Here is a 13,199-nt window from a genome sequence, read left to right on the forward strand (position 1 = left end):
GAATTCTGAGGGAGGAACAGATTATGAATGAACGTTATCCTGTTTTGGACGGTGCAGAATCCTTCTACTATGAAGGGAATGAGATCGGGATTCTGATCACACATGGTTTTCTTGGAACTCCCCAGAGCGTCCGGTTTTTGGGGGAGTCATTTGCCAAGCTTGGCTATACCGTCTTTGCTCCAAGGCTTAGAGGCCACGGCACACATTATAAAGATATGGAAAAAACCTCTCATGAGGATTGGTTTGCTGAAGCTGAAAAGGGTTATCAATTTCTAAAAGACAGATGCACATCTGTTTATGCTGCAGGTCAATCGATGGGTGGTGCATTGACACTTTGGCTGGCTAATAAATATCCTGAAATTGCAGGTATTGTGTTAATAAATGCCGCTCTTCGGGTTCCGTCCTATGAATATTTAAAGGGGAAAACAAATCCCAGGTACATTGATGAAGGTGCACCTGATATAAAAAAAGAGGATGTAGAGGAAATTACGTACGGGAAGGTTCCGGTCCCCTCCATCTTCGAATTGCAGAAGATCATGGAAAGAACACCAGACTTACTTCCATTCATTAAAACACCTGTATTAGGCTTTAAGTCGATAGAAGATCATGTTGTACCTGCAGAGTGTACAGATTTTATTTTGAAGAAGATTGGCTCAGCTAAAAAGAAAGCTATATCGCTTTATAACTCCTATCATGTGGCATCCATGGATCATGATAAAGAGAAGATTGTTGACATAACTCATCAGTATATTCAGCAGCATCAAGCAGGCAGCTTGTCCTTAGTGTAAGGACAGGCTGTTTTTTATGTTATGAAACTTTTTTAACATGATACCGTATAAAAAGAAAAGGGTATTCAGCCTGTATTGCAGAATCAGACAGTATACTTTACTTGGGAAGAAGAGGATGGAAATGAAGGCGAGAAGCAAATGGCTCCGCATGTACAAAATAATATCTTTGGCACTTTTCATTATATTTCAAATTTACTGGTATAAATGGACCCGCAAATCAGAAGCAGAATGGGGCAATTTATGGTCTGGCATCGGGAAAAGACTCCGGACAACACTTTTTGAATTGGAAGGACTCCTGATTAAGATTGGTCAGTTCATCAGTATTCGTTCTGATTTGCTTCCAAATGCTTTCATCAAGGAGCTGCAAGACCTGACCGATAAGGTACCGCCATCGGAATGGCGTGAAATCAAGAGGATTTTAAACGAAGAGTGGGGCAGCGAGGTCTCTAAAAAGGTGGTAGCGATTGAAAAAGAAGCCATAGCATCAGCTTCGATTGGAGAGGTATATAAAGGCGCTCTGGAGGACGGCTCAATTGTCGCTATTAAAGTGCAGCGTCCAGATATTCAATCAATCGTACATACAGACTTCCGGACCCTAAGGATTCTTGTCTGGTTTGCGGATCGGTTTGTCCCTATTCCTAAGGGATTCATTAATTTAAAAGTCCTATTTCAGGAGTTAAAGCAAGTTATTGAGCGGGAGCTTGACTTTACAAAGGAAAAGAATACCCTGCTTTATTTTAAGGAGCGATTTAAAGATAGTGAGATGGTTAAAATTCCGGGCGTGCATCAGGAGCTTTGCACCTCAAAAGTGCTTGTCATGGAATGGGTGGAGGGAACAAGGCTAAATGATTCAGCAGCGATTGAAAAGCTTGAGATATCCCGTCAGGATCTGGCACGCCGTTTGATGAAGATCTTCCTGCCGCAATGGCTGGAACCTGGGATGTTTCATGCGGATCCTCATCCAGGAAATGTGCTGTTTACAAGGGAGGGGCGGATTATTCTTCTCGATTTCGGCATGGCCGGTGAAATTTCAAAAAAAGATGCAGTCTCTTTTCAGAATTTAATTGAATCCATTCTGGCTAAAAACTACAGTAAAGCAGTCGAATGTCTGTCACAGCTGGGATTTTTGCTGCCGGAAGCTAATGCTGGAACAATGGAGAAGCTGCTGTCAGAATGGATGGGATTTGACCTTTCTCAGGTAAAGGATATGGATTTAGTGGCTCTTAAGCTTGAACTAAATGATCTGATCGCTGCTCTTCCGATCCAGGTGCCAACCCGCTTTGTTTTTCTGGGCAGGTCATTTATGACAATAGAAGGGATTGTTCGCCATCTGGCACCAGAAGATGATCTTATTGACCTTGGCAAACCAGTTTTTACAGAGTGGCTAAGCTCTCAGGGGAATAAATGGTCATTTATTTGGAGCATTATTCAATCCCAGCCGCTCTTTAAAATTTTTCATTCAGCAGCGGAATTCCTGGAAACACCGCGTAAATTGGAAAAAATGAAAGAGGCAGGGCAAAGAAGGGAGTTTCAGTTTACGATCTATGAAAATCGGAAAAAGCAGCTTTTTCAGTTATTCATGCTAGGTTTAACTGGGTCAGGCTTTGGCATTTATTTAGAAGAAATGCTGATCATGCAGTTATCCGCAGGCATCGCAGCCATTGCGCTTGCAGGGTTTGGAGTGAACAGCTGGAGACTGGGAAAATGGCTGAAATATATGCCGGAGAAACGGAGATAATCAAAAGAGCCGATTTTTGGCTCTTTTTCATTATTTTGATATATAACCAGCCAGTTTATGATAAAATAATTAGTTAGGTAAACAATTATTCGGAAAAGGAGAGTACTCAGTGTGCTAATTCAAATCAATAAACAGCTGGAGAAAATGATGCCATTGATTACTCCAATAAGCGTGGTTCTAGGTGTTATGCTCGCTGGTTATATCAAGGACCTTGCCTTTATCATCCCTTGGGTTTTTGCGTTTATGACGTTTTCAGGCAGTCTGAACTCCAGCTTTAGCAGTTTAAAAGAAATCGTTCATCATCCAAAGCCGCTTTTCCTCATTTTGTTTTTGCTTCATATTTTGATGCCTCTCTTTGCATGGAGCACCGGTAAACTTGCGTTCGGTGATGATTCATTAACCATTACCGGGCTGGTATTGGCTATGGCCATTCCCACCGGCATATCGAGCTTCATCTGGGTTTCCATTTATCGCGGCAATATTCCGCTGACATTGTCCATCATTCTGGTTGATACCTTTCTGTCACCATTTATTGTACCGCTGACATTGTCGGTATTTTTCCAGAAGTCTGTACAGATCGATGCTGTGCCGATGATGGCTGGATTATTTGGCATGATTGTTCTGCCTTCTTTTCTTGGCATGCTTTTCAATCAATTTGCAGAAAAAAGCGCTGCAGCCTTAAGCAGCCGTCTCTCTCCTTTTTCTAAGCTTGGAATGGCCATTGTGGTTATGCTGAATGGAGCTGTCGTCGCCCCGTATCTGAAGGAGGTAAATCTTAAATTGGTCCTCATCGGGCTTGCTGTATTTTGTGTGGCGTTTATGGGCTATCTTATCTCTTTCATCATCGCCAATTTACTGAAATACGATCAGGGCACGACTGTGGCTGTTACGTTTAATGGCGGGATGAGGAATATCAGCGTAGGCTCTGTCCTGGCAGTCACATACTTTCCCGCTCCTGTTGCTGTTCCTGTAGTCATCGGCATGCTCTTTCAGCAGGTATTGGCATCCCTGTATGGGATTATAATGAAGCGTCATTTCAGCAGGAAGGTTCTTCAGGAAGGTCATACTGTGTAGGGTTTAAGCTCCTGTTTCAGGAGCTTTTTGTTTGCCATTAAAGGTGCAATTAAGTATTTGTCTAAATTAACCTTCCGCACATAAAATCTAGCTATCCGCACATAAAAAAGCGTTATGCGCACATAAAAATTTTTATCTGCACATAAAAATTTTTTTCTATATAAAAGAGGGCCATCCGCATAGAAAATGAGTTAATTTACAGGTATAATAAGCAATTAAATATTTAAATTTGAACAAAAAATATGATTTATTCTTAATTTTAACGGGTAGAATATCGTGAGGATATCGCCGGCGTTGAAATTATCTTAAAAAAAAGTTATAATAAGACGTTGTTAACACTACCGAGGGGGAAGTTTTTTTGTCAATCGAAATTGGAAGTAAGGTACAAGGAAAAGTAACAGGTATTACAAATTTCGGAGCTTTCGTCGAGCTGCCAGGCGGTACGACAGGTCTTGTTCACATTAGTGAGGTAGCTGACAGCTATGTTAAAGATGTGAATGAGCATTTAAAAGTTGGCGATGAGGTAACTGTTAAAGTGCTTAGCGAGAAGGAAGGCAAAATTGCCCTATCCATCAAAAAAGCGGTGGACAGACCGGAAGGCCAATCTTCTTATTCTCAGCGCCCGCCGCGCCAGGGAAGAGATGATCGCCGCGGCGGTTCCAGAGATTTCCGTTCTAAAGGAAACTTTAAGCCGAAGGAAAGCTTTGAAGACAAAATGGCAAAATTCTTAAAATCAAGTGAAGAAAATATTTCTTCATTAAAGCGCAATACTGAAGGTAAGCGGGGCGGCCGAGGCGGACGCCGCGGATAAGCAGCCCTTTAGATAGAGTGAAACTTCAATCAGCGGGTGGTTTCCCCGCTGATTGTTAAGTGAGGCCCAAAGGAAAAGGAACTCTTCGTCAGCATTAGCTTCGCACGACCAAAAGCGGACTTTTGGGTTACAAAGTCGTCGCCACAGAACGTGGCGTTCTTAGTCTTTGTTCTGCTTTGGAGCCTATACGGTTAGTTAGACCGCCACTGATCCACCAAAGATTCCTCTGAATCAAAGGTGGGGGGTCTTACTGTCCCTTAAACTGCGATAAAGGCAAGCCGATTACGGCTTGCCTCTTTTCGTTTAAATTTCAATTATAATCGGCAGGATCATTGGTTTGCGCTTTGTCTTTTCAAATAAATACTGCCCAAGTGATTTCTTAATGCTCTGCTTGATGACATTCCACTGGCTTTTGTCCTGTTCTGGAAGATCATTGACGGTTTTCTCCGCAATCCGGTTTATTTCCCTCAGCAGATCCTCGGATTCCCTTGCGTAGACGAAACCACGGGATATCGTATCAGGTCTTGATATCATTTTGCGCTCACTCTTGCTCATAGTCAGCACGATCACAATCATGCCATCCTCGGACAGCTGCTTTCTGTCGCGGAGCACGATGCTGGCAATATCACCAACACCCACTCCATCAACATAAGTATCCCCGGCAGGTACCCGCCTGGTCTGGCGTGCTTTCCCATTCTCAATATCAACAACTTCCCCATTTTTAATGATAAATGTATGCCCGTTTTCAACACCGATGGATTCAGCAAGCAATTTATGATGATGAAGCATTCTGTATTCACCGTGAATCGGGATAAAATATTTGGGCTTCATCAATGTGAGCATAAGCTTTAGATCTTCCTGGTAGCCGTGGCCAGACACATGCATTCCTGTTGAGCTTCCTGAACCGTATATCACGCGGGCTCCCAGCTTGAACAGGTTGTCAATGATTTTTGAGACATCGCGCTCGTTTCCAGGGATTGGGGATGCTGCTAGAATCACGGTATCCTCAGGATGAATCTCTGCATCCCGATAATTTCCGGCAGAGAGTCGTGAAAGGGCAGCCATCGGCTCACCCTGGCTGCCGGTACATAGGATGCACACCTTTTCTGGGGCAAGATTCATCGCTTCTCTTGGATTCACAATCATTCCCTCGGGAACTGTCAGGTATCCGCGTTCAATCGCTACATTCACGACATTTACCATACTTCGTCCAAGCAGGACCAGCTTTCGATTTGTTTTTATCGCAGCGGCCACAACCTGTTGAACACGGCTAACATTGGAAGCGAAAGTTGAGATGATGATCTTGCGTGGTGCTTTCATAAATGCTTCCTCAATGTTTTCCCCGACAATATGTTCAGTTGGCGAAAAGCCAGTCCGCTCAGCGTTTGTGCTTTCTGAAAGAAGGGCGAGCACTCCACTGCGTCCAATCTCAGCCATCCTATGGATATCAGCATGCTCCTGATTTACAGGGGTTAAGTCAAATTTAAAATCTCCCGTATGGACAACATTGCCGCCGGGCGTCTTGAAAACAATTCCAAGACAGTCAGGTATGCTGTGATTCACCTTGAAAAAGCTAACGCCAATTTCCCCAAAATCAAGGCGGGAGTCAGAATCAATATTTATAAGCTCTGAATCACCAAGCAGGCGATGCTCCGCTAATTTTAATTCAATCAGGCCAAGAGTAAATCGCGTGGCGTAAACCGGCATATTAATTTTTTTGAGAAGGTAGGCAACCCCGCCAATATGATCCTCATGTCCATGAGTTACAATCAGCCCGCGGATTTTATCCCGGTTCTCTTCAAGGTAAGTGATGTCCGGAATGATCAAGTCGATCCCCAATAAGGTCTCGTCAGGGAATTTCCCTCCAGCATCAATCACGACAATATCGTCATCATATTGGATCACATACATGTTCTTTCCAATTTCATTGATGCCGCCCAGAGAAAATATGGATAGTTGCTTTCCGTTTGACTCCATATGTAAATCCTCCTGCTTTTAGGTTTTTCTTAGCATACCCATTTGGTTGTCTGAAATGTAGAGCAGTGTAAAAAAATTAGTGCCGAATCGGTGACAAAAGACTTAATATGCCGGGTGAAAGCCAATACCGCTTAAATGGGTCCCAGTATAGAAATTTACCGCGAATATTAATGCGTCATTATCCAACGGAAGACCTGAATTAAAAATAAAAACTTCAAACAGGAAAGTAAATTAGGGAAGAACTCCTATTGACGATGATAATCATTATCATTTAAAGTAATCTCGTAATCAATAATGAGAATCATTTTCAACAATAACAAAGGAGGAACCACTATTTATGAGCATTTTGCAAATAGAAAAAACAAATGATTTTTACTTAAAGCAGCAGGAAATGCGCGAATCGAACGCGCGGAGCTATCCAAGGAGGATCCCGATTGCGATTGAGGAGGCAGAAGGTATTTATGTGAAGGATGCAGACGGAAAAAGGTATATCGATTGCCTTGCGGGTGCTGGAACGCTGGCTCTGGGCCACAATCATCCGGTGGTTACGGAGGCTATTGAGAAGGTTCTGCATGATAAGCGGCCATTACATACGCTGGATCTAACCACACCTGTAAAAGAAGAATTTGTAAGTGAAGTGTTTAATAGTCTTCCTGAGAAGCTTGCTGAAAGGGCAAAGATTCAATTCTGCGGCCCAACCGGAGGAGATGCGATCGAAGCGGCAATCAAACTGGTTAAAACGGCAACAGGCAGAAGGAGCATCCTGTCTTTCCATGGAGGATATCACGGAGCCACACATGGGACAATGGCCCTTTCCGGAAATCTTTCTCCAAAGGAAAAAGTCCAGGGACTTATGCCTGATGTCCACTTTATGCCCTATCCATATGAGTACCGCTGTCCTTTCGGTGTTGGCGGGGAAGAGACACATAAACTCAGCAGCCGCTATATTGAGAATCTTCTTGATGATCCGGAAAGCGGGATACTGCCGCCTGCTGCCATCATTCTTGAAGTGGTTCAGGGTGAAGGCGGTTCAATCCCGGCACCTGTCGAATGGCTAAAAGAAATTCGCCGAATTACAAACGAACGGGATATCCCGCTCATTATCGATGAAGTGCAGACTGGGATTGGGAGAACCGGTAAGCTTTTCGCTTTTGAACATGCAGGCATTGTCCCTGATGTCGTTGTCCTTTCAAAGGCAATTGGCGGAAGCCTGCCATTATCCGTTGTAATCTATGACCAGGCGCTTGATCAGTGGGCTCCGGGTGCGCACATTGGAACATTCAGAGGAAATCAGATGGCAATGGCGGCCGGAACAGCCACACTTCGATATATAAAAGAAAATAAATTAGCCGAAAAAGCTGGCGTTTTGGGCGAGAAATTGATTGCGTCGCTAAAGGAACTGCAGGAGGAATATCCTGAAATTGGGGATGTCCGCGGCAGAGGGTTAATGGTAGGAGCCGAAATTGTAGATCCTTCCGAGCCTTTCAGCCGAAAAGGAGCATGCAAAGCAGATCCGGGCCTTGCAAGCCGCATTCAAAGAGAGTGCTTCATCCGCGGCTTAATCCTGGAAGTTGGCGGCAGACATGGCAGTGTCGTCCGCTTTCTTCCGCCGCTTATCATTACAGAAGCACAACTGGACGAAGTCATTAACATTTTTACAGAAGCTGTAAAGGAAGCAGTGAAATGAATCAATTTAAGGATTATTTTTTATCTCAACACGCTGAAAGCCAGAACAGCTTTCAGCGGATCCTCTCAGAAACGCAGAATTTACTGAGCGAATTTTACCGGCAGCAGCCTAAGGTATTCAATGGCAAAAAGGCAGAAGAGATTGAAAAGGAAATCGCCCTATTAACAAACAGTTCAATAAATGGGGAGTCTCCGTCTTTGGTACTTAAAGAAATTATGGAAAAAGTCGTCAGCAACAGCATCCATGTCACGCACCCTGGCAGCATGGCCCATCTGCATTGTCCCACCCTGATTCCTGCCATCGCGGCTGAATTGATCATCGCTGTACTGAATCAGTCGATGGATTCGTGGGATCAAAGCACTGCGGCTACCTATCTGGAAGAAAAATTGGTGAAATGGCTGGCTGAAAAGCTTTTATTAGCCGATAGTGCGGATGGCACTTTCACAAGCGGGGGCACGCAATCCAATTACATGGGATTGCTGCTCGCTCGGGATCATTTTTGCCAGTCACAGTGGAATTGGGATGTAAAAAAGCTGGGACTGCCTGCTGAAGCACACAAGCTGCGAATTCTTTGTTCAGAAAAAGCCCATTTTACTGTAAGCAAATCAGCTTCCCAGCTGGGACTCGGTGAACAGGCTGTGGTAAAAATCAAGACTGACGCACACATGAGAATGTGTGTCTCCACATTAAAAAAAGAGATCCAGCGCCTAAAGTCCAGCGGATATTATCCTATGTGCATCGCAGCCACGTGTGGAACCACCGATTTTGGCAGCATAGATGCACTCGGGGAATTAACAGAAGCCGCCAGTGAAAATGGAATGTGGCTGCATGTTGATGCTGCATACGGTGGAGCTCTGGTTCTGAGCAAAAAACATTGTGGCAAATTGGCTGGAATCAATCTGGCGGACTCAGTGACCATCGACTTTCACAAAATGTTTTATCAGCCGATCAGCTGCGGAGCCTTCTTTGTTAAAAATAAATCCAGCTTTCAGTATCTGTCTTACCACGCAGATTATTTAAATCCCGAAGAAGAAGACCTCGATCATCTGGTAAATAAATCGGTTCAGACTACCAGGCGGTTTGATGCGCTTAAACTCTATATGTCACTGCGGATAGTAGGGGAAAGAGACTTTTCCTGCATGATTGACCATACGATTGAGCTGGCAAAACAAACGGCTCTATGGCTGAAGGAAACGTCTGGGATTGAAGTAATAAATTCCGAGCCGGAATTAAATGCCATTGTGTTCCGGTTTACTGATGAAAAGGATGCTGATGGACTTAATCTGCACATATATAAAAAACTCCTTTACAGCGGAGAGGGACTGATCGCTAAAACAAAAATAAATGGTTCTCAGTATTTGAAATTTACACTTTTAAACCCGCAGACAACCATGGCGGAAGTGAAATTGGCTGTTGAGTCCCTCAGTCAATCTGCGAAAGAGTACAAACAGAAGGAGGAAGCCCTTTGACAAATCATACGGAAATGGCACAGCAGGCAAGCATGCAAAGCTTTTTGAATTGTTACTTAAGAGAAACACAGCATTTTCTGGTGACTGAAAATTGGAAGCCTGACTGGGAGGTAGAGATTTCCTCCAAATGTCTGGAAATTAAACTGGCACATTTGGATATTGTTATTTATGCTGCTGTCAGGCACTGGTCTCTGACTGGCAGGCATACCTTTCATTTTCCGCTCTTAATGAGTGTAAATGGCATAGAGGTTCCGCTGGATTATGTCACACTTGTATCTTTAATCAGCAAGGAGCTGCTGGCATCGACAGAAAGAGAAGGAGCGGAAGATGAGCTGATGCTGCGGGCGATTCTCAGCTGCCGCAATATTCAGCGCTATTTACAGGAGCGTGAAGGGGATTCAGACAGTCTGCAGAAGACCGACTTTACCTTTATTGAAGCAGAGCAGTCGCTTTTATTCGGCCACTTGCTTCATCCCACGCCGAAAAGCAAACAGGGAATGACCTTTGAAGCGGAGTCTTCCTATTCTCCGGAATTAAAGGGAAGCTTCCAGCTTCACTTTTTTAAAGCGGACCGGGCGATTGTTTCTCAAGACTCAGCTGATCAGGCCAGCGCGGAAGAGATCATTATGGAGCTGCTGCAGAGAGATGAAAGATTTAAAGGGAAATTCGGCGGGGATCGGCAATCTGTCTTCATCCCTGTACATCCTCTCCAGGTGCCAGTTTTATTGAAAGACACGGAAGTGCAGGCATTGATTCAGTCAGGGAAACTGCTTTACATAGGTCCTTACGGATTGCCATTTGAAGCGACGTCATCCATGCGTACAGTTTATAGTCCGGATTTCCACTATATGTTTAAGTTTTCCGTCCCGGTGAAAATTACGAATTCGCTTCGGGTGAATTTAGAAAAAGAACTATACAGAGGGGTTGAAGTGACACGGCTGATGCAATCCCAGTTGGGAATTAAATTCCAGGACCTGTATCCTGCTTTCCGTATCATACAGGATCCGGCTTTCATGAACATTCCGCTTAATAAAGAAACATCTGGATTTGAAGTGGTGATCCGTGAGAATCCTTTTTATGAGAATGATAGAAATGCCAGTTTAATAGCAGGCCTTGTTCAGGATCATGCTTTTGGCGGGTGCACTCGACTGGAGGCGATTATCCATGAAATCGCAGAAAAAGAGAATCGGATGGCTTGGGAAGTTAGCCGGGATTGGTTTGAAAAATATTTATCCATTACCCTCGATCCTTTGATTTGGCTCTATGAAACTTATGGGGTTGCCCTTGAAGCTCATCAGCAAAATTCGATTGTCCAGCTGGAAAACGGCTACCCGTCCGCATTCTATTACCGGGATAATCAAGGTTATTATTTTAGTGAATCAAAAGCTGAGCTGCTTGCCGGGATCATTCCGGATGTGAGCCGCAAAAGTTCTACACTCTGCAGTGATGATGTTGCAATCGAGCGCTTCCGCTATTACTTCTTTATGAACCATCTGTTTGGGCTCATTAATGGTTTTGGGACCGCGGGACTCGCTGATGAGGAAGCTCTCCTGGCCATTCTGAAGAAAAAGCTCTTGAACCATTATGAAAAGTCAGGGGGGGAATCTGATTTGCTTAAAAGCTTGCTGGAAATGAAGGAGCTCCCATGCAAAGCCAACCTGCTCACACGTTTTTATGATCTGGATGAACTGGTTGGCTCACTGGAGACCCAATCTGTTTATACAAAAATACCTAATCCGCTGAAGAAGGTGCTGATTGCTGATGAAGCCGGAGTTTAGTATTTATGATCAGGAAGTGAATCAAACCATATCCTTTGTAGAAGTCGTGCTGGAAAGAGATGCAGAGATCCTGCATAAATGGCACCAGGAGCCGCATGTCAGTCCATTCTGGAATTTGAACATTCCTTTTGAAAAATACAGGACCCATTTGGAAGGTTTTTTGGCGGATACACATCAAAAGCTATTTTTAGGCCTGCTGGATGGGGTCCCGATGAGCTATTGGGAAGCGTATTGGGTTAAAGGGGATGTGGTTGAGAGCTGTTATGATCCTCAACCTGAAGACCAGGGAATCCATCTCCTGATTGGTGAACCTGACTATTTGGGGAAAGGATATGCTCTTCCGCTGCTGCGGGCCATGGTTCTTTTTCAATTTTTACACCAGGGGACAGATAAAATCATCGCAGAGCCGGATATTCGCAATAAAAAAATGATTCATATTTTTGAACAATGCGGATTTAAAAAAATGAAGCCTATTGAGCTTCCGGATAAGACGGGCATGCTGATGTTCTGTGAAAGAAAACAATTTGAAAGGAGATGGAGAGATGTCTTTGCAGCAGCAGAAAGTGTATGACCTTATTGGCGTCGGCATCGGTCCCTTCAATCTCGGGCTTGCTGCCATGTTGGAGGAAACAGGAGGGAAGGAGGCCCTGTTTTTTGAACAAAGAACAGAATTCAATTGGCATAAGGGAATGCTGATTGAAGGAACAACCCTTCAGGTTCCATTTTTCGCTGATTTAATCAGCATGGCCAATGTACAGAGCAGATTTACATATTTAAATTATTTACAAACGCATAACAGGCTGTACCATTTTTATTTTCTGGAGAAATTTCATATCCCCCGAAAAGAATACAATGACTATTGCCGATGGGTAGCCGGCCAGCTTACATCCTGCAGATTTGGCTTCCAGGTAGAGAAAATCAGCTCAATAAATGAACTATATGAAGTTGTCGTCAGAAATGTGCAAACAGGTGAAGCCGAATCTTATCTAACAAAACATGTGGCAGTCGGAATTGGAACAAGCCCGTCAGTACCTTCACATCTGGAAAAGCATCTGGGACCGAACGTCATGCATTCTTCTGAGTATATGGAGCGAAAAAGTGAGCTTAAGCAGGCAGGTTCGATCACAGTGATCGGCTCAGGCCAGAGCGCAGCCGAGATATTCTATGATTTGCTGCAGGGGCAGGATGATGGTGCCTATGAATTAAACTGGTTCACCCGATCAAAAGGTTTCTTTCCGATGGAATACAGCAAATTAGGCCTGGAATTTTTTTCGCCGGATTATATCGATTTCTTTTACCGGCTTTCACAGGACAAGAAGGATTCTCTGCTTTCAAATCAGGATCTTCTTTACAAGGGAATCAGCATGAATACGATCGCTGATATTTATGACCTTTTATATGATAAAACAGCATGCGGTGAGAAGCCGCCGATTCATTTGCTCGCCATGACTGAACTTGAAGGGATTGAACTAAGGAATGGCACTCATTTGCTGACATTAAAACATTGTGTTTCTGAAGAATTATTTCAGCTGGAGTCAGATTTCGTCATTTTAGGGACTGGTTATGCACCGTCCATGCCGCATTTTCTTCTCCAGATGCAGGATGAAGTCAATTGGGATGGTCACAATCGCTTCAAGGTCACGCGCGATTATGCTTTGGAGACTAAAACCATGAAAGAAAATAAGATATTCATTCAAAATGGGGAACTTCATACACATGGTGTCGGCGCACCTGACCTTGGACTGGGGGCTTACCGGAACGCTGTCATCATGAAACAGGTATACGGCCGGGAAATTTATCCGGTAAACAAAAAGAATGTGTTTCAGTCGTTTGAAGCGGATGAATCCTGGAAGACTGCCGCAATCAGATAAAGGAGG

10 protein-coding genes are annotated in these 13,199 nt (G+C 44.0%); 9 read left to right on the top strand and 1 reads right to left on the bottom strand.

What is annotated here, in order from left to right; all coding sequences use genetic code 11:
* Positions 1 to 23: 23 nt before the first annotated feature.
* The 4 genes from DFO72_RS04770 to DFO72_RS04785 all read left to right on the top strand — a co-directional run bounded on the left by DFO72_RS04770 (position 24) and on the right by DFO72_RS04785 (position 4,411).
* Entirely contained in the window at positions 24 to 788 is a 765-nt protein-coding gene (locus DFO72_RS04770) for an alpha/beta hydrolase (RefSeq protein WP_113881166.1), read from the top strand.
* A gap of 115 nt (positions 789 to 903) precedes the next feature.
* Positions 904 to 2,526 (top strand): ABC1 kinase family protein, encoded by a 1,623-nt coding sequence (locus DFO72_RS04775; protein WP_113881165.1) that lies wholly within the window; start codon positions 904 to 906, stop codon positions 2,524 to 2,526.
* Between the two features lie 111 nt (positions 2,527 to 2,637).
* Positions 2,638 to 3,600 carry a bile acid:sodium symporter family protein gene (locus DFO72_RS04780; RefSeq protein ID WP_113881164.1) on the top strand — a complete coding sequence of 321 codons (963 nt, stop codon included), beginning with the start codon at positions 2,638 to 2,640 and terminating at the stop codon, positions 3,598 to 3,600.
* A 358-nt stretch (positions 3,601 to 3,958) separates the two neighbouring features.
* A complete protein-coding gene (locus DFO72_RS04785) occupies positions 3,959 to 4,411 on the top strand; it encodes a S1 domain-containing RNA-binding protein (RefSeq protein ID WP_009334297.1) in 453 nt (150 codons plus the stop codon).
* 303 nt (positions 4,412 to 4,714) lie between these two features.
* Here DFO72_RS04785 and DFO72_RS04790 read toward each other — a convergent pair whose 3' ends face one another.
* Positions 4,715 to 6,388 (bottom strand): ribonuclease J, encoded by a 1,674-nt coding sequence (locus DFO72_RS04790; RefSeq protein WP_113881163.1) that lies wholly within the window; start codon positions 6,386 to 6,388, stop codon positions 4,715 to 4,717.
* A 337-nt stretch (positions 6,389 to 6,725) separates the two neighbouring features.
* Between DFO72_RS04790 and DFO72_RS04795 the strand changes: the two genes are divergently transcribed.
* Genes DFO72_RS04795 through DFO72_RS04815 form a run of 5 tightly spaced genes read left to right on the top strand, consistent with a single transcriptional unit; the run spans position 6,726 to position 13,193 of the window.
* On the top strand, positions 6,726 to 8,075 hold the full coding sequence (locus DFO72_RS04795; protein ID WP_113881162.1) for an aspartate aminotransferase family protein: 1,350 nt from the start codon (positions 6,726 to 6,728) through the stop codon (positions 8,073 to 8,075).
* Positions 8,072 to 9,544 carry a pyridoxal phosphate-dependent decarboxylase family protein gene (locus DFO72_RS04800; RefSeq protein WP_113881161.1) on the top strand — a complete coding sequence of 491 codons (1,473 nt, stop codon included), beginning with the start codon at positions 8,072 to 8,074 and terminating at the stop codon, positions 9,542 to 9,544. The genes DFO72_RS04795 and DFO72_RS04800 overlap by 4 nt, the downstream gene beginning before the upstream one ends.
* The gene (locus DFO72_RS04805) at positions 9,541 to 11,322 is read left to right on the top strand and encodes an IucA/IucC family protein (protein ID WP_113881160.1); all 1,782 of its coding nucleotides are present in this window, start codon (positions 9,541 to 9,543) and stop codon (positions 11,320 to 11,322) included. The genes DFO72_RS04800 and DFO72_RS04805 overlap by 4 nt, the downstream gene beginning before the upstream one ends.
* Before the next feature lie 16 nt (positions 11,323 to 11,338).
* Entirely contained in the window at positions 11,339 to 11,893 is a 555-nt protein-coding gene (locus DFO72_RS04810; protein ID WP_395858142.1) for a GNAT family N-acetyltransferase, read from the top strand.
* The gene (locus DFO72_RS04815) at positions 11,865 to 13,193 is read left to right on the top strand and encodes a lysine N(6)-hydroxylase/L-ornithine N(5)-oxygenase family protein (RefSeq protein WP_113881158.1); all 1,329 of its coding nucleotides are present in this window, start codon (positions 11,865 to 11,867) and stop codon (positions 13,191 to 13,193) included. The genes DFO72_RS04810 and DFO72_RS04815 overlap by 29 nt, the downstream gene beginning before the upstream one ends.
* The last annotated feature ends 6 nt before the right edge of the window (positions 13,194 to 13,199 follow it).

It is taken from the genome of Cytobacillus oceanisediminis, assembly GCF_004366035.1.
GTDB classification, from domain to species: Bacteria; Bacillota; Bacilli; order Bacillales; family Cytobacillaceae; genus Cytobacillus; species Cytobacillus oceanisediminis_C.